The 19,560-nt window shown below is 70.3% G+C and carries 16 protein-coding genes; 12 read left to right on the top strand and 4 right to left on the bottom strand.

Features of this window, described 5'->3' with window-relative positions; translation table 11 throughout:
• Positions 1-71: 71 nt before the first annotated feature.
• Positions 72-1,316, bottom strand: coding sequence for an MFS transporter (locus ACWC0C_RS05980; protein WP_450861948.1), 1,245 nt, complete (start codon positions 1,314-1,316; stop codon positions 72-74).
• A gap of 669 nt (positions 1,317-1,985) precedes the next feature.
• On the opposite strand from ACWC0C_RS05980, the gene ACWC0C_RS05975 reads away from it, so the two are divergent.
• Positions 1,986-2,600, top strand: coding sequence for a phosphatase PAP2 family protein (locus tag ACWC0C_RS05975; protein WP_450861947.1), 615 nt, complete (start codon positions 1,986-1,988; stop codon positions 2,598-2,600).
• 176 nt (positions 2,601-2,776) lie between these two features.
• On the top strand, positions 2,777-4,324 hold the full coding sequence (locus ACWC0C_RS05970) for a carboxylesterase/lipase family protein (protein WP_450861945.1): 1,548 nt from the start codon (positions 2,777-2,779) through the stop codon (positions 4,322-4,324).
• Positions 4,325-4,609: 285 nt separating this feature from the next.
• Here ACWC0C_RS05970 and ACWC0C_RS05965 read toward each other — a convergent pair whose 3' ends face one another.
• The gene (locus ACWC0C_RS05965) at positions 4,610-5,965 is read right to left on the bottom strand and encodes a cytochrome P450 (protein WP_450861943.1); all 1,356 of its coding nucleotides are present in this window, start codon (positions 5,963-5,965) and stop codon (positions 4,610-4,612) included.
• Between the two features lie 116 nt (positions 5,966-6,081).
• Here ACWC0C_RS05965 and ACWC0C_RS05960 point away from each other — a divergent pair, with 116 nt between their 5' ends.
• Positions 6,082-7,092 (top strand): LacI family DNA-binding transcriptional regulator, encoded by a 1,011-nt coding sequence (locus ACWC0C_RS05960; protein ID WP_450861940.1) that lies wholly within the window; start codon positions 6,082-6,084, stop codon positions 7,090-7,092.
• Here the strand turns inward: ACWC0C_RS05960 and ACWC0C_RS05955 are convergent.
• Both ACWC0C_RS05955 and ACWC0C_RS05950 read right to left on the bottom strand, forming a co-directional pair.
• Complete coding sequence (locus ACWC0C_RS05955) at positions 7,080-7,826, bottom strand: phosphatase PAP2 family protein (protein WP_450861938.1); 747 nt, start codon at positions 7,824-7,826, stop codon at positions 7,080-7,082. The genes ACWC0C_RS05960 and ACWC0C_RS05955 overlap by 13 nt on opposite strands.
• A gap of 184 nt (positions 7,827-8,010) precedes the next feature.
• Positions 8,011-8,976 carry an alpha/beta hydrolase fold domain-containing protein gene (locus ACWC0C_RS05950; protein WP_450861936.1) on the bottom strand — a complete coding sequence of 322 codons (966 nt, stop codon included), beginning with the start codon at positions 8,974-8,976 and terminating at the stop codon, positions 8,011-8,013.
• A 223-nt stretch (positions 8,977-9,199) separates the two neighbouring features.
• Here ACWC0C_RS05950 and ACWC0C_RS05945 point away from each other — a divergent pair, with 223 nt between their 5' ends.
• The 9 genes from ACWC0C_RS05945 to ACWC0C_RS05905 all read left to right on the top strand — a co-directional run bounded on the left by ACWC0C_RS05945 (position 9,200) and on the right by ACWC0C_RS05905 (position 19,469).
• The gene (locus ACWC0C_RS05945) at positions 9,200-9,682 is read left to right on the top strand and encodes an ATP-binding protein (RefSeq protein WP_450861934.1); all 483 of its coding nucleotides are present in this window, start codon (positions 9,200-9,202) and stop codon (positions 9,680-9,682) included.
• 163 nt (positions 9,683-9,845) lie between these two features.
• Positions 9,846-11,471 carry an AMP-binding protein gene (locus ACWC0C_RS05940; protein ID WP_450861933.1) on the top strand — a complete coding sequence of 542 codons (1,626 nt, stop codon included), beginning with the start codon at positions 9,846-9,848 and terminating at the stop codon, positions 11,469-11,471.
• A 92-nt stretch (positions 11,472-11,563) separates the two neighbouring features.
• Complete coding sequence (locus ACWC0C_RS05935) at positions 11,564-12,058, top strand: acyl-CoA thioesterase (protein ID WP_450861931.1); 495 nt, start codon at positions 11,564-11,566, stop codon at positions 12,056-12,058.
• 98 nt (positions 12,059-12,156) lie between these two features.
• Positions 12,157-14,529, top strand: a complete 2,373-nt coding sequence (locus ACWC0C_RS05930) for a bifunctional salicylyl-CoA 5-hydroxylase/oxidoreductase (protein ID WP_450861930.1) — start codon at positions 12,157-12,159, stop codon at positions 14,527-14,529.
• A gap of 12 nt (positions 14,530-14,541) precedes the next feature.
• Positions 14,542-15,579 carry a carbon-nitrogen hydrolase family protein gene (locus tag ACWC0C_RS05925; protein ID WP_450861929.1) on the top strand — a complete coding sequence of 346 codons (1,038 nt, stop codon included), beginning with the start codon at positions 14,542-14,544 and terminating at the stop codon, positions 15,577-15,579.
• Complete coding sequence (locus tag ACWC0C_RS05920; protein WP_450861927.1) at positions 15,576-16,688, top strand: cupin domain-containing protein; 1,113 nt, start codon at positions 15,576-15,578, stop codon at positions 16,686-16,688. Before ACWC0C_RS05925 ends, ACWC0C_RS05920 begins: the two co-directional genes overlap by 4 nt.
• Positions 16,689-16,813: 125 nt before the next feature.
• Positions 16,814-17,719, top strand: a complete 906-nt coding sequence (locus ACWC0C_RS05915; protein ID WP_450861925.1) for a fumarylacetoacetate hydrolase family protein — start codon at positions 16,814-16,816, stop codon at positions 17,717-17,719.
• 33 nt (positions 17,720-17,752) lie between these two features.
• The gene (locus tag ACWC0C_RS05910; protein ID WP_450861923.1) at positions 17,753-18,547 is read left to right on the top strand and encodes a maleate cis-trans isomerase family protein; all 795 of its coding nucleotides are present in this window, start codon (positions 17,753-17,755) and stop codon (positions 18,545-18,547) included.
• A gap of 82 nt (positions 18,548-18,629) precedes the next feature.
• Positions 18,630-19,469, top strand: coding sequence for a PaaX family transcriptional regulator (locus ACWC0C_RS05905; protein ID WP_450861921.1), 840 nt, complete (start codon positions 18,630-18,632; stop codon positions 19,467-19,469).
• Positions 19,470-19,560 lie beyond the last annotated feature (91 nt).

The following is a 19,560-nucleotide window of genomic DNA, read 5'->3' as shown; positions in this document are numbered from 1 at the left end:
GGGGGAGGACGAGGACCGGCGGGTGCACGACCCCCTGCATGCGCCCGCCGGGGCTCCATGGGGGGCTGGTGTCAGCGCACTCCGCGGATCGGGAGGATGGCCAGCGCGCCCAGCAGCGACAGGCCGCCGCCGATGAGGAACAGTGGGGTGTAGCCACCCAGCGCGGTCACGACGGCGGACGCGACGAACGGAGCGATGATCTGCGGCCCGGCGTTGGCGATGTTGAGGACGCCCATGTCACGGGCGGCGTCCTCCGCGCGGGGCAGGACGAGCGTGACGACCGCGGTGTCCACTGCCATGAAGCATCCGAAGGCGAGTCCGTTCAGGGCGCTGAAGCAGAGCATGCCCGGCCAGGTCGGGCTGATGACGGGGACCGTCGTCACGATGCCGGCGAGCGCGGCCGACAGGCCGACGAAGATCTTGCGCCGGTTCCAGCGGTCGGACAGCAGACCTCCGATCACCGTGGACACGGCCATCGCGCCCATCGACACCGGGGTGAGGATCGCCATCGCCTCCGTCGGGGCCAGGCCCTTCGGTAGCTTGATGTGGTCTTCGAGGATGTACAGCTGGTATCCGACGACCGAGAAGTAGCCGAGCACCATCAGTGCCCGTCCGATGAAGGCCCACCGGAAGTCATGGTTGGCCAGAGCGGAAAGGAAGGCTGCCAGGCGATCGCGTCTCGGGACGGGCGGCAGGGGCTCACGACGCGGCACGTCGCGGCAGAATCCGGTGAGCAGCAGCGCGGCGCCGGCCACGACCGCGCCGAACACCAGGTAGCCCGACTGGAGGTGGCCTGCGGTCCGGGAAGCGATCAACACGCCGGCCGTGCCGCCGATCGGCAACCCCAGGCCGACGAGGGCGGAGGCAGTGCCGCGACGAGCGGGAGGGATCCGGTCGGGTACGACCGCGGTGACAGCGGCCTGGTAGACGTTCATCGTTGCCTGCACCAGGCACCATCCGATGCCCACCAACAGCACGGTCCGCACGCTGCCCAGGAAGGCCAGCCCGGCGAGTGAGGCCAGCGCGCCACCGAGGATCCACGGGTTGCGGCGCCCGGTGCGGTCCGAAAGGGCGCCGGCGATCGGGTTGAACGCGGTCGCGAAGACCGAGCTCACACCGCCCACGACGCCCAGGACCGCGACCTTGTCGGCCGGGTCGATCTGGGCGATCTGGGTCGGCAGCAGCACCGCGCCGACGCCCATGTACACGGCGAGCATCGAGGAGTTGGCGAGCAGGAGCAGCAGCATGAGGCCACGCCGGCGGGGCTCATGCGCGACGTTCGTCGCCTTGGGCTGGATGAGTTCATCGGTGGACACGGTGACCACCCATCGGTACGGGCGCCGCACGGTACGCGCGGCGCGGAATGGGGCAGGGCATGTCGACTCCTGGAGCGGAGCTGCGAGTGGGACGGGGGTAAGGCGGCAAACGCTGGGGGACGCGTGCTCGGGTGGCACCTGCGTACGGCATGAGTGCGTGCGGGTTACACGTGTGTGGTTACACGTGTTGCCTTGGTGTGTAGGCCTTGTCTAGCACCTGTGGCGTCCCTTGAGTAGAGGTTGGCGCAAATTGGCGGCGACCGTAAGCGTCGGGTTCGGGAGCGTGGTCGTTACACGTGTAGCTACCCGCCAGTCGGTCTTGTTTGCGCCGTGACGACTGGGTCAGGGTTGGCTCGAAAACGCCCTTCGCGGCGTCGTACGCAGCGGTGCTGTCGCGTGACTGGCTGTGTCGTCGCCTGGTGGCGCCGGATGTGGCGCCGCTGCCGGCGGGTCGACGCCGCGTTCATCGCGTGCACGGGTGCCGAGCGTGCACGGGTGCCGAAACCCCGTCCCTCGTCCCTCGCCGGTCGTCGGCCGTGCCCCAGAGTCCCGGAAAGGTCGGTCATGATCCGTCCACGAACTGCTGCCCCCCTGCGACCGCCGTCCGGTGCGGCTCGACGCGACCAGGTTCCGGCTGCCCCTCCGCGGGGGGCGTCGATTGTCGCCGCCGTGTTGCTGGCCGCGGTGTTGGCGGCCAGCCTTGCCCTCCTCGGGAACGGGCGGCCTGCTTTCCAGGGCCTGGATGATCGCTGGATGAATGCGATGCGGGGAGCGCCGAGGGGCGCGGCGACGAGTCTCGCCCGCACGTTCGACGTGCTCGGCGGCCCCCTGGGGGTGATCCTGCCCCTCACGCTGACGGGATGCCTCGCCATCTACGGGAGGTGGAGATCCGGCCTGTTCGTCCTCACGGCCGGAGTGGTCGCCAACATCGTCGTCGTGCTCCCCTTGAAGCAGCTGGTCGACCGCCCCCGCCCGCCACACCCCTGGGTTCTGGTCGGTGAGGGCTCGTTTCCGTCCGGCCAGGTCTTCATGGTGACGACTTTCCTCCTGGCTGCGGGGGTGGTGCTCTTTCCGTCGCGTGTACGGCGCTGGTGGTGGCCTTTCACGGCAGCCCTGATCGCCGTGACCATGTGGAGCCGTACGTGGCTGCACGCCCAATGGCTCAGTGACACCGTGGCGGGTGCCGCCGCAGGCGTGGGTGTCGTACTGCTGCTGTGGTCGGTGTTCGCGCGCCTTCTGCAGGAGGAAGCTGGACGTGCCGCGGCCGATCGCCTGTGGGACTAGTTCGATCGCCGCCCCCTCTCCTCTATGTTGATTAATTGACGGCCGTCGGGATTCCGGAATACTCTCGCGCTCGGCTGGGCGTGGGTCCTGCCGCTCCCGTGCCTCCACCCGCCATGCGGCCCGAGTGGCCATGGCCCCCATATGCCTGGTGAACGGGTTCACCAAGGAGGACATACATGACTGACAGGCAAGGTCAGGTTCCCCCCGTCGTCCAGCTGCCGGCCGGCCGGCTGCGCGGAGGCATCGAGGGTGATGTCGTGGTCTTCAAGGGCGTGCCGTACGCCGCGCCACCGGTGGGTGACCTCCGCTGGCGTGAGGCCCGTCCGCACCCCGGCTGGAGCGGTACAGGGGAGGCGACCGCATACGGTCCGAGCTCGCCGCAGATGTACATCGAGGGCGGCGACCCGGTCCTGGGGGGCCACGGATCCCCGCCCTTCGACGACGACTGTCTCACGCTGAACGTGTGGACACCGGCCGTCGATGACGCGCGCCGACCGGTGCTGGTCTGGATCCACGGCGGCGGATTCGTCTCCGGCTCCGGATCATTGCCCATCTACTCCGGCGAGACCTTCGCGCGCGACGGCGACCTCGTGGTCGTCACCCTGAACTACCGCCTCGGCCCGCTCGGTTACCTGTCGTTCGACGACGCGACCGCGGCCGGGGCACAGCCGGCCAACCTCTGGCTCACCGACCAGCTGGCCGCGTTGCGCTGGGTGCGCGACAACATCGCCCACTTCGGCGGCGACCCCGACACCATCACTGTCGCCGGCCAGTCGGGCGGCGCCCTGTCCACCGCCGCCCTCGCCGGGCACCCCGAAGCCCAGAAGATGTTCCGCCGGGCCATCCTCCAGAGCCCGCCCCTAGGTCTGCACATCCCCACCCGCGACGAGTACCGGGAACGGGCCGACGCCTACCTCGAGTCCGCCGGGGTGAAGGACGTCGACGAACTCCGGCAACTGCCGTGGCCGCGGCTCGTCGAGGCCGCCGGAGGGCTCTACGCACGCACCGTGCGCTGGGGGTACTGGCCCACCCCCTTCCTCCCCGTGCGGGACGAGGTCACACTCTTCCGTCACCCGGCCGAGACCCTCCTGCACGGCGCGGCGACCGAGATCGACGTTCTCATCGGCTGGACCCGCGAAGAGGCCAACTTCAACTTCGCCCTGGACCCGGCGTACGCGAAGTCCACCCGCGCCCAGGTGGTGGGCCGCATCGCGGAGCGCTTCGGAGACGGTTCGGCAGCCGACGTGTACGACGAGTACGCGCGGACCCGGCCCGGTGCCGGACCCGTCGACGTGCTCATGGATCTGGTCTCGGACGAGTTGTTCCGGGTTCCGTGTGTGGAACTGGCGGAAGCCAGGGCGGCATTGGGGCGTCCCGTCTGGGCGTTCCAGTTCGACTTTCCGGCGCCGGTGCATGGCGGGAGGCTCGCCGCCGCTCACTGCCTGGAACTCCCCTTCGTCTTCGACAACTTCGACAGCTGGTCGCATGCGCCACTCGTCGAGGGGATCGATCCGGTCGTGGGGGAGGGGCTGGCGAAGAGCATGCATCAAGCGTGGATCGCCTTCGCCCGCACCGGCGATCCGAACCACCCCGGGATGCCGGAGTGGGAGCAGTACCGGCAGGGAGGCCGCACGACGATGCGTTTCGACTCCGTCACCGGCCCCGTGAACGACCTGGCCGGGCATGCCCGTCGCCTGCACGGTCGCCGGGTGTCGGCCTGCTAGTCGGGTCGTCAGTCACACGTGTAACTCCTGGCCCGGCTCGCGGATCAGCGCTCCGTGCGACGAGCGGACAGAGGGCTTCGAGGAGTTCTTCGGTCGCGGGGCTCCCCGAGATCGCGGAGAAGGCGGCAGCTCAGGTACCCGACGATTCCCGGGACCCGCTCTTCCCGTACGGCCACGGGCCGGACGCGCAGCCGCTCACCCGCTCACGCGGTGAACGCGAAGCGCTGAGGGGGGTGTTGCCGGACCGAACGGTGGTGTCCGGCAACACCCTCTTCGCGTAACGGCCTACCAGCCGCCGAAGGAGTTCCACCAGCCCCAGCGCTGTGGCGGCGCCTCGTGCGGAGCACGGTCGGCGCGCGGCTCGGCGGGCGCATCCATGACGGTCCGGGGGGATGCGACCGTGTCCCGACCGGTGTCGGGGTCGGTCGCGGCGAACGTCACCGGCAGTTCGGCCGGCGCCCCGCACCACAGGGAGGAGTGCCGCAAGGCGCTGTCCGGGAGGGCGGGACGGAGGTCCGCGAGTCGGACCAGGAGCACGTCGAGCGCCGTTTCCGTGATCAGGCGCGCCGCCTCCTTGGCGGGGCAGCCGTGGGACCCGGTACCCCAGGCCAGGTGTGCCCGCGTAGGGGAGGCCGTGGCTCCCTCGAGCTCCGGGTCGGTGTTGGCGGCCGCAAGACAGGGGATCACCAGGTCACCCTGCCGAATGCGGCGCCCTGCCAGGAACATGTCCCCAGTCGCCCACCGGCCGGGGATGTTGGGCATCGGCGCGCCTGCGTGGAGTGCGTGCTCCATGAGGCGGGACACCGCATCTCCGGTACCGGTCACAAGGGCCGGCCCTTGGTGTGCCAGGAGAAGGCGCACGCTGTTGCCGATCCAGCCGATGGTGCTCTCGCCGCCGATCAGGGCGAGGGCGAGCAGGTTGTGGGCGACCTCGTCGGCGGACAACGCCGTGTCCTGAGCCAGCCACGACGCGAGGTCGGGTGCCGGTGAGACGCTCCGCTCGTCCACCACCCGACGGAAGGCGTCGAGCAGCTCCGCACCTGCCCGCAGGGCGCCGGGGAGGGTATTCACGACGGTCTGGCTCAGGGCATCGAGCGTCGTGATCGAATCGTGGGACAGGCCGAGCAGATGGGCGAACACGTCCCACACGAGAGGCCGTGTGTACTCAGCCACCAGGTCGGCGGCGCCGCGTACCGACCAGCTGTCCAGCAGCGCGTTCGCCCGGTGGCGGACCAGTCGGCCCAACCGCCTCGGATCGAGATGGCCGAGGGCCTCCGTCACCGCGCGGCGGTGCCGAAGGTGCTCTTCCCCGTCGAGCCGGAAGACGGCAGGGAGAGGACCGAGCAGCGGTGGCACGGGTGTGTCGTCCCGGATCCTTCCATGAGAGGCCGCATCCCACCGGCGTGGGTCGCTGGAGTAGTGATCCGCTCTCCGGATGACCTCCAGCGCGTCCCGGTGGGTGAGCACCAGCCAGGCGGCGACGCCGGGGGCGATCTCGACCGGGACGACCGGTCCGCTGTGCCGGCGCAGGGAGGCGTAGACGGCGGCGAGGTCCTGATCCAGCCCCCGGCCGTGCAATGGGGTGAGGCCCGCGCGGTACGGGCACGCGGGCGTGGGGCCGGAGTGGCTCGTCTGTTCCATCGGACTCCTTCGGTGCGTGCGGGGCGGCCCGGAGGCGCCATGTCGCGCTCATCGGTAACGCGTGTAACCTGGAGGGAGGCCGGTCAGCGGACCGGGAGGAACGGGTTAAGGGCGTCATGGACAAGGAGCCGACAGCGGCGGCGGCCGTCACGAGTGCCGACGTGGCGCGTCTGGCGGGGGTGTCGAGGGCGACCGTGTCCTTCGTCCTCAACAACACGCAGGCGCACCGGGTCAGTGCCACCACGCGTGCCCGGGTGCTGGCGGCGGCACAGCAACTCGGCTATGTGCCGCACGCTGCCGCCCGGTCGCTGCGGGCGGGGCGGAGCAACCTCGTCCTCGTTCCGGCCTCCGTCTCGGCGGTCGGAAGCCTGGTCAGCACCTGGATCGACGACCTGCAAGGCGAACTGGAACACCACGGGTACGTCACCGTGCTGCACGCCGGGCGTTTCTCCGACTCCGTGAGCGCTGCCCGGGCCTGGGCCGAACTGCGCCCGGCGGCGGTGCTGGCCCTCGACGGTGACAGCCTGACCGACCAGGCCGCCGACGTGCTGGGCAGGGCCGGGGTGCGGGGGGTGCTGGCCTTCGCCTCCCATGACGTGAAGGGCGTCCACACCATCGACTTCGACCACGCACGCGTCGGAGCGCTGGCCGCCGAGCACCTCGTCTCCCGCGGGCGGCGGAACATCGGCGTGATCATGCCGCGGGAGCGCGGCCTGGCCACCTTCGCCCGGCCACGCCTGGCCGGAGCGCAGCAGGTCGCCGCCCGCAGCACGGCGGCGGCCGTCACCGCGGTCGAGATGTCCTACACCCACGAGTCCGCTGCCGAACTGGCCGGGCATTGGCGCGAGTTGGGTCTGGACGGGGTGTTCGCCTACAACGACGACTATGCGGCCCTGCTGCTGCATGCACTGCGCGACAAAGGGGTGGCCGTACCGGGGGATGTCGCTGTGGTCGGAGCCGACGACCTGGTGCTGTCGGCTCTGCAACAGCCGCCGTTGACGACCGTGCGGCTGGACCTGCCCACGCCCGCTCGGATCGCCGACGCCCTGCACGAGCTGGTCGACCGGGGTGTGCCGCCCGAGGTTCCGGGCATGGAGCCGGTCCTCGTCCACCGTCAGTCCTCGTGATCGGTCGGTCTGCCGACGGCGGCGCGGGCAGGTGACGCATCCTCTTCCCGCCTCAGCAGTGGTGTGAACAGCCACCACAGCACAAGGGCGGTGCCCGCGCCCGTGGTGGCGCCGGCCACCGTGTCGCTGAGCCAGTGGGCGTGCAGCCATGTGCGGCTCCACATCATCGCGACCGTGACGGCGATGCCGAAGGCCCACCAGCCTCGTCGGCGGGCCGGGCGGACGAAGAGGACGCCTGCGACGACCACCAGGAGTGCCGTTCCGGCCGTGTGACCGGAGGGGAACGAACCGTGGTCCACCTGGACCAGAGGGTGGGCCGGGCGCGGCCGGTCCACCCAGAACTTGAGGATGTGGACGACGGCCATGTTGCCCACCCCGTAGGCAGTGAGCAGGAACAGCAGGGACCGCCAGCGTCCGCGTACCGCGAGGACGAGCAGCAGGCCTATGGGTATCACCACTCCCAGCGGGCCGCCCAGCCAGTTCAGTACGGCGGCCACGGCCGCGCAGGGGCCGTTGTGCGGGCCTCCCATCCAGTGCGACCAGGTGTCGTCGACGCTCTGGAAGACCGGACGTGCCGGGCGGGTGAGCACTGTGGCGGCGAACGCGGCGGTGACGAGGAGGAAGAACGCCCCGAGCCCGAGCGCGCCGGATCGTGCGGGAGGTGCGGGGAGGCGGCGGTGCCCCTGGGGGATCGGTGCGGGAGCGGCGAGTTCAGCCGCCGGAGTGCTGGTCATCAGGTACCTCTTGCGGCCGGAGACCATCGCCGGCCGGTCGGGATGTAACGGTGGGCGGACTCGCCGGTGCCGGCTCTCATGGGAGCCGACGTGGTGAGTGGAAGCCGGGTCGCGGAGGTGGCGCCGGACCGTCCGGCCGGCGCCACGTGTGCTCGTCAGTGGTGACGGGTGGTACGACCCGGGCTCATGCGTTCAGGTGGCGGGCGAGGAAGGCGACGCTTTCGGAGACGATCGGCGTCACGTCCTGGGTGCCGAGGAAGATGTGGTCGGCGCCTTCCACCGGGTGCACGGTGACCTGGCCGCCGGCGCGCTGCAGGGCCCCGGCGAGTACCTCGCTCTGGCTGTAGGGCACGAGACCGTCGGCCGTTCCGTGGATCAGCAGGAAGGGGGGCGGAGTGGCCGGACCGGCGTAGGTGACCGGGCTGGCGACGCGGGCGAGCTCCGGCAGCTCTTCGGCGGTGCCTCCCAGCAGCGCGGTGAACGGGTTGGGATAATCGGGGCCGGACGGCGAGGGCGGAAGGGTGTGCGACAGCAGCGCGCCCAGGTCCGACACCCCGTACCAGTCGACGACGGCCCGGACGGTGCTGTCCTCGTCCCGCACGCCCTCGGCGCCCTCCAGTACCGTGGCCGCTTCGGTGCCGTCGGCGCGGACGAGGCCCGCGAGCGCGGCGAGGTGGCCGCCCGCCGATTCTCCCCAGACGCCGATCCGGTCCTTGTCGATGCCGAGGTCGGCGGCGAAGTGACGCACGTAGCGGATGGCGGCCTTCACATCGTGCAGCTGTGCGGGGAACGGCGCCTCCAGGCTGTGCCGGTAGTCGATGCTCACCACCGCGAGACCGGCTCCCAGGATGGTGCCGTACAGCAGCTCGACGGGCACGGTCGGCGGCGGGAAGCGCCGGTCGCCGTCGAGCCAGCCGCCCCCGTGGATCCACACCACGGCCGGCACCGGCTGCTCGGACGCCGGCACGTGCGCATCGAGCAGACGAGGCCGGTATCCCGGCGTGCGCGCGTACGTCACCCCGTCGAAGCGGCGCACGCCGTCCCGCCCGGCCAGCGGGGGAGCGGGAGCGAGGAACGGTGGCGGAGGCCATTCCACGTCGCTGGTCGGGGTCGGCTGTACGGCCGGGTGTGTCGGAGATGATGAGGTCATGTCCGCCTCTCTCTGTGGGCGTGTGTGCGGCGACGGTGACGAGTGGGCGCTCCGATGTGCGTGCGCCGTAATCAGCGGTACGGAACTTTCCCGATGAATGTCCGGATTGCCCTTGTGTTTATGTAGGGCTCGTCCTAGCGTGTTACACGTGTAACAACCTGGCCGCCTGGCAGGTTACACGAGAAATCCCGTGCGTGTCGCACCTTCTTGCCGGGGAGTCCGCATGCTCGCCCCCACCTTGTTCGCGCCTGGCCTGCCGTCGCTTTCCCCGTGCTCGGCGCCCGCCCCTCCCGCCCCGTCCCCGGGACGCCGCCTCGTCCACTGGACGACCGAGGCCGCCGCCTCGGCGGTCCCCGGTGGGCGAACGTCTCTGCGTTACGTCCTCGAGGACTGGCGTATCGCGCCGGAACCGGGTGAGGCGCTGCTGCTCGCGGGGACGGAGCTGCTGTCCAACGCGATCCGGCATGCGGGCGACGTGACGGGCCGGCTGCGCGTCACGGTCACCCTCGCGGATGGCTGGTTGCAGCTCGACGTCGCTGATGGCGACCCCCGTATGCCGCGCTTCGGCCTCGATGCCGACGGCGAGGCGGAGAGCGGCCGTGGCCTCGCGATCGTGGGCTTCCTGGTTCGTGAGGCCGGTGGCGAGCTGACGGCGTTCCGTGCCGGGTCCGGCAAGGTCGTCCGCGTTCGCGTCCCTGCCGTCTGACTCCCGACCCGCTCAGGGCCTCGCTGGTCGCGATCAAGGCGCGCCTGACTGCCGTTCGGACGAGTGCCGCAAAAATCTATGTCGTGAAATCTTGACGCTCGTAAAAATAACGAAATACTTGCCGCACTCCCTTCGCTGCCCCCGAGACCGAGGTGTGCGCCCCATGGAGCTCTCCCCGTCCGCCCACGTGGACACGTTCTGCCGCGACCGACTACCCCCCATCCATCTCTGGCCCCAACTGCACTTCGACCTGCCGGAGTTGCGGTACCCGGACCGACTCAACTGCGCCGTCCGGCTGCTCGACGACGCCGTCGAACGCTGGGGCGCCGACCGGCCCTGTCTGCTGACCCCGACGGACCGCTGGACGTACGGCGACCTGCTGCGGCACGCGAACCAGGTCGCCCAGGTCCTCACCGACGACCTCGGGCTGGTCCCCGGCAACCGCGTCCTGCTGCGTGGCCCCAACGCCCCCTGGCTGGTCGCCTCCTGGTTCGGGGTGCTCAAGGCCGGCGGTGTCGTGGTCACCACGATGCCCCTGCTGCGGGCCGCCGAACTCGCGCAACTCCACGACATCAGCCGTCCCGTGGCCGCCCTGTGCGACCACCGGTACCTCGACGAACTCCAGGCCGCCGACGCGCCTGGGCTGACCGTCCTTTCCTACGGCGGCCCGGGCGACGACGACCTGATCCGCCGCTGCGCGGCCAAGGACGGTGTGTTCTCCAGCGTCGTCACCGCAGCCGACGACGTGGCCCTCATCGCCTTCACCTCCGGTACGACCGGACGACCGAAGGCGACGATGCACTTCCACCGGGACGTTCTCGCCAACGCGGACACGTTCTCCCGGCACATCGTCAAACCTCGCCCGGACGACGTCTTCACCGGTACGCCACCGCTGGCCTTCACCTTCGGGCTCGGCGGCCTGGTCGTCTTCCCGCTGCACGCAGGGGCGGCGACGCTCCTCATCGAGCAGGCGTCGCCGGAGAAGCTGGCCGACCTCGTCGCCGAGCACGGCGCCACGGTCCTGCTCACCGCCCCCACCGCATACAAGGCGATCATGGCCGCCGGAGCCGTGGACCGCCTGACCGGCCTGCGACGGTGCGTATCCGCCGGAGAAGCGCTGCCGGCCCAGGTGTGGGAGGACTTCCATGCCGCGACCGGCCTGCGCATCATCGACGGCATCGGCGCCACCGAGATGCTGCACGTGTTCATCTCCGCCGCCGACGACGACATCCGGCCGGGATCCACCGGCAAGCCCGTTCCCGGCTACCGGGCGATGGTCGTCGACGACAGCGGGGCGCCCGTTCCCGACGGGGAGCCGGGCCTGCTCGCGGTCGCCGGCCCGACGGGGTGCCGCTACCTCGACGATCCACGCCAGGCGGCGTATGTCAGGAACGGCTGGAACGTCACCGGTGACACCTACATACGCGATGCGGACGGCTACTTCTGGTACGTGGCCCGCAGCGACGACATGATCGTCTCCTCCGGATACAACATCGCCGGACCCGAGGTCGAAAAGGCGCTCCTCGTTCATCCCGATGTCGCGGACTGCGGCGTCGTCGGTGCGCCGGACGACCGGCGCGGGATGGTCGTCAAGGCGTACGTGGTCCTGCGTGAGGGTGTCGCCCCCGATGACGTGACCGTCAAGGAACTCCAGAACCACGTCAAGCAGACCATCGCGCCCTACAAGTACCCGCGCGCCGTCGAGTTCGTCACCGACCTGCCACGCACCAGCAACGGCAAGCTCCAGCGCGGCGTGCTGCGCCGACGCGCCGCCGGCGCGGACGGCTGACACCCCCTGCCCTGCCGTGCGAGCACCGCTCACCTCGTCCTGTCACCGGACATCCCCGCAGCCGACCGGATCGGCTGACGAAAGGCACCTTCATGGAAACCCCCAGCACCCAGCAGGCAACCCCACCGATCGGCGTCGGCGCCGCTGGTGACGACCACGCCGTGGCGTCGGACCTGCCCAGCATCGTCATCGAGCGCCGTGTCGAGTGGCCCGACACCGACGCCGCCGGCCACTACCACCACTCCACCGTCGTGCGGTGGGTGGAGGCGGCGGAAGCCGCCCTGCTGCGCCGTCTGGATCTGGCGCACCTCTTCGGCAGCACGCCGCGCGTCCACTTCGAGGCCGACTATCGCGCCCGGCTGTGGTTCGGAGACCTCGTGCGCGTCGAGCTGCGTGTCACCAAGGTCGGCACCAGCTCGCTGCACTACGCCTTCACCGTGCGCGGCACGGGCGAAGAGGACGCGGCCACCGGCCGGATGACGATCGCTCACTCCGCCGCGCGGGCCTCCGGGGCCACGCCCTGGCCAATCGAGGTGCGCGATCTCCTGACCACGGCGGGCGCGCAGGCTCCCGAAACCCTGAGCTGAGCCGTGCGGATCATGCGAGCCACCCCTCTTTATCGAGTTTTGTTGACGAGCGCAGGAATTACGACATACGTTGTTCCTCGAACCACAAGGAGGACGCCGTGCGCGTAGCAGTCATCGGCGGAGGGCCCGGTGGGCTGTATTTCTCGGCCCTGGCCAAACAGCTCTCCCCGCAGTGGGAGATCACCGTCTGGGAGCGCAACGCGGCCGACGACACCTTCGGATTCGGCGTCGTGTTCTCCGACGAGACACTCGACGGCATCGCGCAGGCCGACCCGGACGTCTACCGCGCCATGTCGGCCGAGTTCGCCCGCTGGAGCGACATCGACGTGCGCTACCAGGGTCAGGTCCTCACGTCGGGGGGCCACGGATTCGCCGCTCTCGGCCGTAAGCGCCTGCTGCAGATCCTTCAGGAGCGGTGCGCGGCACTGGGGGTGGACGTGCGCTACCGCACCCAGGCCCCGCCGGCGGCCGAACTCGCCGCTGCCTACGACCTCGTGGTGGCGAGCGACGGCGTACGGTCGCAGACGCGGAGCGCCTACGCCGACAGGTTCGCACCGGACCTGGACGAACGGCACTGCCGTTACATGTGGCTCGCGACCGACAAGGTCTTCGAAGCCTTCACCTTCATCGTGGCCGAACGGGACTTCGGGACCATGCAGGTCCACGCGTACCCGTTCGACGACACCCGCAGCACCTTCATCATCGAGATCGACGAGGACTCCTGGCGGCGCGCGGGGTTCGACACGTTCGCCGCCCGGGACTTCGCGCCCGGGGCCGACGACGAGGACAGCATCCGGCGGTGCCAGGAGATCCTCGCCGACCACCTCGACGGCCACCGGCTGATCCCCAACGGGTCCAAGTGGATCCGCTTCACGACCGTACGCAACAGGACCTGGCGCCACGAGAACGTCGTCCTGCTCGGCGACGCCGCTCACACGGCCCACTTCTCCATCGGCTCCGGTACCAAACTCGCCATGGAGGACGCCCTCGCCCTGGCGGCCTGCCTCCACGAACACCCGGACGTGCCCCGCGCCCTCGCCGCGTACGAGGCCGAACGCAAGCCGGTCGTCGAGTCCACGCAGCGGGCCGCACAGGCGAGCCTCGAATGGTTCGAGAACGTCGGTCGCTACACCGCGCAGGAACCGCCTCAGTTCGCGTTCAACCTGCTCACCCGCAGCCGACGCGTCACGTACGACAACCTGCGTGTGCGCGATCGTGCGTTCACCGACGCGGTGGACACCTGGCACGCGGAGCACACGGCGATCGGCGGGCGGGCCGCCTCGGTGCCGCCGATGTTCCGGCCCTTCCGACTGGGCGGTCTGCGCCTGCGCAACCGCGTCGTCGTACCTGCGACCGCGCTGTACTCCGCGCAGGGCGGTGTGCCAGGGGACTTCGACCTCGTTCATCTCAGCACGCAGGCACTGGGCGGCTCGGCCCTGGTCATCGCCGGTATGACGGCCGTGAGCGCCGACGGACGCGCCACACCCGGCTGCCCGGGCCTGTACACCGACGAGCAGGAAGCGTCCTGGCACCGGATCACCGACTTCGTCCGCCGCCAGTCGGACACCTGCCTCGGCATCCAGCTCACCCACGCCGGACGGCGCGCCGCCACCAGCACGCCACGCGCCCACGGCCGGTGTGTCCCCCTCGGCGACAACGGCCGGCCACTCGTCGCGGCGTCCGCCCTCCCCTGGGACGCGGGGAGCGTGACGCCCCGCGAGGCGAGCCGCGAGGACATGGACGCCATCGCGCAGGACTTCGTCGCCGCCGCCCGCCGCGCCGACCGGGCAGGCTTCGACGTACTGGAACTCCAGTACGGCCACGGCCACTTGATGTCGAGCTTCCTGTCACCGCTGACGAACACGCGGAGCGACTCCTACGGCGGCGGCCTCGCGAACCGGATGCGCTTCCCCCTGGAAGTCCTGCGCGCCGTCCGCGCCGTATGGCCCGCCGGCAAGGCCCTGATCGTCCGGATCTCGGCCACCGACTGGGCCGACGGCGGCATCAGCGAGGCCGACGTGGTCGAGCTCTGCGATGCTCTGGCGGACGCCGGGGCGGACGCCATCGATGTCTCGACCGGCGAGGTCGTCGCCCATGAGCAGCCGCGCTACGGCCGCAGCTACCAGACGCCCTACGCCGATCTGATCCGCAACACCGTCGGTGTGCCGGTGATCGCCGTGGGTGCGATCTCCACGTACGACGATGTCAACTCCCTGATTCTGGCGGGCCGGGCGGACCTGTGCGCCGTCGGCCGCGCCCAGCTCCACGACCCGCTGTGGACGCTCCACGCCGCGGCCGCCCAGCAGTACACCGGACCGGCCGCGCCCTGGCCGGCGTCCTGGAAGGCGGGCAGCGGAAGGCCGCCGGGCGCCCGCACCGACCGGGTGCCCCCCCGCCTCCAGCTGCTCCGGACCGCTCCCGCTCCCGTGCACCAGCGGTGGCTTTCCCGGCCCGCAGTGACGGCCGTCTGACAGGAGGAACAGATGGAGGAACAGATGCAGAGGCTGCGGCGCTTCAAGGCGGCAGCCGTACAGTCCTCGCCGGTCTTCCTGGATCCGGCGGCCACGGTCGACAAGGCCGTGGCCCTGCTGGCGGAGGCCGCCGCCCAAGGTGCCGAACTCGTCGTCTTCCCCGAGGTGTTCATCCCCGGTTACCCCTACTGGAACTGGACCATGAACCCCGTACAGGGCTCGCCATGGTTCGAGCGCCTGTGGCGGGCGTCCGTCGACATCCCCGGCCCGCACGTGGACGCGCTGCGCGCCGCGGCCCGACAGCACGGTGTCGTGGTGGTGATCGGTGTCAACGAGCGGAGCCCACACAGCCTGGGCATCCTCTACAACACCCTGCTCACCATCGGCCCGGACGGCGAACTCCTCGGCGTGCACCGCAAGTTGGTGCCCACCTGGGCGGAGAAGCTGACCTGGACCGGCGGCGACGGAAGTTCACTGAAGGTCCACCAGACCCCAATCGGCCCGCTCGGCGTCCTCGCCTGCGGTGAGAACACCAACACCCTGGCCCGCTTCACCCTTCTCGCCCAGGGCGAGCTGGTCCACGCGGCCAGTTACATCGCGCTGCCGGTCGCACCGGAGGACTACGACATGGCGGACGCCATCGCCGTCCGTACCGCCGCCCACAGCTTCGAGGGCAAGCTCTTCTCCGTCGTCGCCTGCTCCACCATCTCCCCGGAGATCGTGGACACCGTCGCCGGCGACGACGAGGACGTACGCCGCATGCTCGCCCGCCCCCGCAGCGCACTCTCGGGGATCTTCGGACCCGACGGCCGCCCCGTCACCGAGCCGCTCGTCGACGACGAGGGCATCGTCTACGCCGACATCGACCTCGCCAAGTGCATCCGGCCCAAGCAGATGCACGACATCGTCGGCCACTACAACCGCTTCGACGTCTTCCGCCTGCACGTCGACAACACCCCACGCACCCCGGTCACCTTCACGACCGACCCCGCCCCACCGCTTCCGTCCGACGAGACCGGCACCGCCGGCTCCCCGAAGGAGGACTCATGACCACCGAGTACGACGACGACAGGCTGGGCCGGGCCCGAGTGTCCGACACCCCCGAACTCGCCGCCTACTACGGCGAACTCGCCGAACTGGAGGCCGGCGCCCTCTGGACGGTCGCCAACGACATCGAGCCGTGGTACCCGCAGCCGAAGTCAGTACCGGTCCTGTGGCGCTACGACGCCCTGCGCCCCCTGGTGCGCAAGGCGCTCGACCTGGTCAAGGCCGACGACGCCGGACGCCGCGTCGTCATGCTCGTCAACCCCGGCCGCAAGGACGTGAGCGCCGCCGTCGGCCTCCTGTACACCGGCCTGCAGATCATGGGACCGGGGGAGTCCATGACCGCGCACCGCCACCAGGCCGCCGCCCTGCGCTTCGTCCACGAGGGCACCGGCGCCTGGACGATCGTCGACGGCCAGAAGCTGAAGGTCGGTCCCCGCGACTTCGCCATCACCCCCAACGGCACCTGGCACGAACACGGCAACGACGCCGACGACGGCCCCGTCATCTGGCAGGACGGACTGGACATCCCCCTCGTCAACGCCATGGACGCGGGCTTCTACGAGGTACACCCCGAGCTGTACCAGCAGCCGGGAAGGGTGATCAACTCCTCGGTCCTCACCTACGGCGCCAACCTGCTGCCGTACGGCGTGGAGAAGTGGACCCGCCCCTACTCGCCCCTGCTCGCCTACCCGTGGGAGCCCACCTACCAGTCGCTGCTGGGCCTCGCCAAGGCCACGGAGGGATCCCCGTACGACGGCGTCATCGCCGAGTACACCAACCCCGTCACCGGCGGCTCCGTCATGCCCACCCTGGGCGCCCACATGCAGCTCCTGCGCCCCGGCCAGGCCACCAGGGCCCACCGCCACACCGGGTCGGTCATCTACACCGCGGCCAAGGGCCGGGGCTACTCGATCATCGCCGGGCAGCGCTACGACTGGCAGCAGGGCGACATCTTCTGCGTCCCGTCCTGGGCCTGGCACGAACACGTGAACCTCGACCAGGGCGAGGACGCCTGCCTCTTCTCGTTCAACGACTTCCCCGTGATGCGCTCCCTCGGCTTCCACCGCGAAGAGGCGTACACCGACAACGGCGGGCACCAGCCCACCGAGTGAACAGCCGCCGCGCCGGGACCGCCGGCCCTGACACCGGTCACCGGCGCGGCGGTGCGCCGACGAGAGGCGCACCACCGCCCCGCCCCCCTCTGCGTCCCTTCCTCCATCACCACCAAGGAGCCGTCATGCGACTCGTGACATACACGGTCAACGAAGACCCTGCCCGTCTCGGCGCTCAGATCGACGACCACGTCATCGACCTGGCCGCCCTCGCCGCCCACCACGGCACGGCACTCCCGCAGGACCTGCCGGCGTTCATCCGCGCGGACGCCGACGTCCACGAAACCGCACGCCAGCTGCTCGACGGCGACCCCTCCGACTGGCCGGCCAAAGCCGTCCACGCGATCGACCAGGTCGCCCTGAACGCCCCGCTGCGCCCCGGCAAGATCATCGGGGTCGGCCTCAACTACGTCGAGCACGTCGAGGAGTCCAGCCGCAGCCTGGACACCGACAGGGAACTGCCCTCGCGCCCGGTCCTCTTCAGCAAGCCCGCCACCGCGGTCACCGGCCCCGGACAGCCGATCCTGCACAACGGCGACCTCACCCAGCAGCTCGACTGGGAGTGCGAACTCGCCGTCGTCATCGGCCGCACCGCCTTCCGCGTCAGCGAGGAGGACGCCTACGACCACATCTTCGGCTACAGCATCGTCAACGACATCAGCGCCCGCGACCAGCGCCGCTCCGGACAGTGGTTCTTCTCCAAGGGCCAGGACTCCTACGCGCCCTTCGGCCCCGCCGTCGTCACCGCCGACGACATCGCCGACCCGATGAACCTGGACCTCGAACTGCGCGTCAACGGCGTCACCAAGCAGAAGTCGAACACCCGCCACATGCTCTTCCCGATCGCACGCCTCATCGCCGACATCTCCTCCGGCGTGACCCTGGAGCCGGGCGACGTCATCGCCACCGGCTCGCCCTCCGGAGTGGGCGCCGGGATGGTGCCGCCGGAGTTCCTCGTCCCGGGCGACACCGTGGAGGCCACCGTCGAGTACATCGGCACCCTCACCAACCCCGTCGTCGACGCCCGCTGACCCTCACCACCGCCTCAGCTCCACGGAGACACCATGGCCCACCGCGCCTACCGCATCGGCCAGATCGTGCCGAGTTCCAACGTCACGATGGAAACCGAGATCCCCGCCATCCTGCGCGCACGCGAGAGCGTGGCGCCGGAACGCTTCACCTTCCACTCCAGCCGTATGCGGATGACCCACGTCACCCCCGAGCAGCTCAAGTCCATGGACGCCGACTCCGACCGCTGCGCCGTCGAGCTGTCCGACGCCCGGGTGGACGTCCTCGGGTACGCGTGCCTGGTCGCCATCATGAGCATGGGACTCGGCTACCACCGCACGTCCGAGGAACGCCTGCACACCCGCACGGTGGAAAACGGTGCCCCCGCACCGGTCGTCACCAGCGCCGGCGCCCTCGTGCATGGTCTGCGCACCCTCGGCGCCGAGAAGATCGCGCTCGTCGCCCCGTACATGCGGCCGCTGACCCGGACGGTGGTGGAGTACCTGACCCACGAGGGCATCGAGGTCCTCGACTACGAAGCGCTCGAGATCCCCGACAACCTGGACGTCGCCGCGCACGACCCCGCCAGGCTGCCCGGCATCGCCCACGCCCTGAAGTACACCGACGCGGACGCCGTCGTCCTCTCCGCCTGCGTCCAGATGCCGTCCCTCGGGGCCATCGAGGAAGCCGAACAGCTCCTCGGCAAACCCGTGGTCTCCGCCGCGGTGTGCACCGCGCACCAGATGCTGCGCACCCTCGGCCTGCCGGCCGTCGCGCCCGGAGCGGGCCACCTCCTGTCCGGCGCGTATGCCGAGGCGCCGCTGCCCCAGCGGGAGGCGACCGCCGGATGAGCGGTCGCCGGCGCCTGCGTCCGGCAGGGTGGCCGCAGGGGGTGCTCGGTAGGATCGCCACCGCACAGGACGGAAGGCGATCATGTCGGACAGCAGCATCAGGCCCAGCTCGTTGATCAACACGGTGTACGGCGCCTTTCTGCGCCGCCTCGGGGGATGGATCTCCATCGCCGACCTGATCGTCCTGATGGCCGAACTGGACGTGGACGGACCGGCGGTGCGCTCGGCGATCTCCCGCCTGAAGAAGCGCGGCATCCTGGAACCCGAGCGGCGCGGCGCCAACGGCTACCGGCTGAGCCCGGCCGTCCACCCTGTTTTCGACGAGGGTGACCGCCGTATCTTCGGCAGCCTGGAACCGGCCGACCTGGCCGACGGCTGGGCCATGGCCGTCTTCTCCGTGCCGGAGTCCGAACGGTCCCACCGGTACCAACTCCGCACCCGGCTGACGTGGCTCGGCTTCGGCAACATCACCTCCGGAGTGTGGCTCGCCCCAGGGCGCCTCCTCGACGACGCCCGCGCCACGCTCGACCGACTCGGCCTGAGCGAGTACGTGCACCTCTTCGCGTCGCGGTACGTGGCGTTCAGCGATCTGCGTACCTCGGTCAGCTCCTGGTGGGACTTCCCGGCGATCCAGGCACAGTACGCCGAGTTCACCGACACGTACGGCCCCGTCGCGGCACGACTGACGACACGGTCCGCCATGGACACCAGGGAAGCGTTCCGCCACTACGTCCCCATGCTCACGCAGTGGCGACGCCTGCCGTATCTCGACCCGGGCCTGCCCAAGGAACTCCTGCCGGACGACTGGAACGCGGTCGCGGCCCGTCAGCTGTTCCAGCAACTGCAGGCCGTGCTGGCCGAGCCGAGCTTGCGGCACGTACAGACAGTGACCGGACTCAAGACGGAGCCCGCGGCGGACTGAGACCGCACGCCACGCCGGACCGCTTGATAAACCGTGTAACCAAGCATCGCAACGTCTCCTGTCGTAGGCATCGACACGTGTAACTAACTTC

The organism is Streptomyces sp. NPDC001709, from assembly GCF_053596375.1.
Note: the sequence above shows the minus strand (reverse complement) of the source record. Positions and strands in the feature narration are given on the sequence as shown.

What these genes read in the sequence shown, in the direction of transcription:
- ACWC0C_RS05970 (WP_450861945.1), top strand. Translation starts at nt 2,777, where the DNA reads ATGACTGACAGGCAAGGTCAGGTTCCCCCCGTCGTCCAGCTGCCGGCC.
- ACWC0C_RS05965 (WP_450861943.1), bottom strand. Translation starts at nt 5,965, where the DNA reads ATGGAACAGACGAGCCACTCCGGCCCCACGCCCGCGTGCCCGTACCGC.
- ACWC0C_RS05960 (WP_450861940.1), top strand. Translation starts at nt 6,082, where the DNA reads ATGGACAAGGAGCCGACAGCGGCGGCGGCCGTCACGAGTGCCGACGTG.
- ACWC0C_RS05955 (WP_450861938.1), bottom strand. Translation starts at nt 7,826, where the DNA reads ATGACCAGCACTCCGGCGGCTGAACTCGCCGCTCCCGCACCGATCCCC.
- ACWC0C_RS05950 (WP_450861936.1), bottom strand. Translation starts at nt 8,976, where the DNA reads ATGACCTCATCATCTCCGACACACCCGGCCGTACAGCCGACCCCGACC.
- ACWC0C_RS05945 (WP_450861934.1), top strand. Translation starts at nt 9,200, where the DNA reads ATGCTCGCCCCCACCTTGTTCGCGCCTGGCCTGCCGTCGCTTTCCCCG.
- ACWC0C_RS05940 (WP_450861933.1), top strand. Translation starts at nt 9,846, where the DNA reads ATGGAGCTCTCCCCGTCCGCCCACGTGGACACGTTCTGCCGCGACCGA.
- ACWC0C_RS05935 (WP_450861931.1), top strand. Translation starts at nt 11,564, where the DNA reads ATGGAAACCCCCAGCACCCAGCAGGCAACCCCACCGATCGGCGTCGGC.
- ACWC0C_RS05925 (WP_450861929.1), top strand. Translation starts at nt 14,542, where the DNA reads ATGGAGGAACAGATGCAGAGGCTGCGGCGCTTCAAGGCGGCAGCCGTA.
- ACWC0C_RS05920 (WP_450861927.1), top strand. Translation starts at nt 15,576, where the DNA reads ATGACCACCGAGTACGACGACGACAGGCTGGGCCGGGCCCGAGTGTCC.
- ACWC0C_RS05915 (WP_450861925.1), top strand. Translation starts at nt 16,814, where the DNA reads ATGCGACTCGTGACATACACGGTCAACGAAGACCCTGCCCGTCTCGGC.
- ACWC0C_RS05910 (WP_450861923.1), top strand. Translation starts at nt 17,753, where the DNA reads ATGGCCCACCGCGCCTACCGCATCGGCCAGATCGTGCCGAGTTCCAAC.
- ACWC0C_RS05905 (WP_450861921.1), top strand. Translation starts at nt 18,630, where the DNA reads ATGTCGGACAGCAGCATCAGGCCCAGCTCGTTGATCAACACGGTGTAC.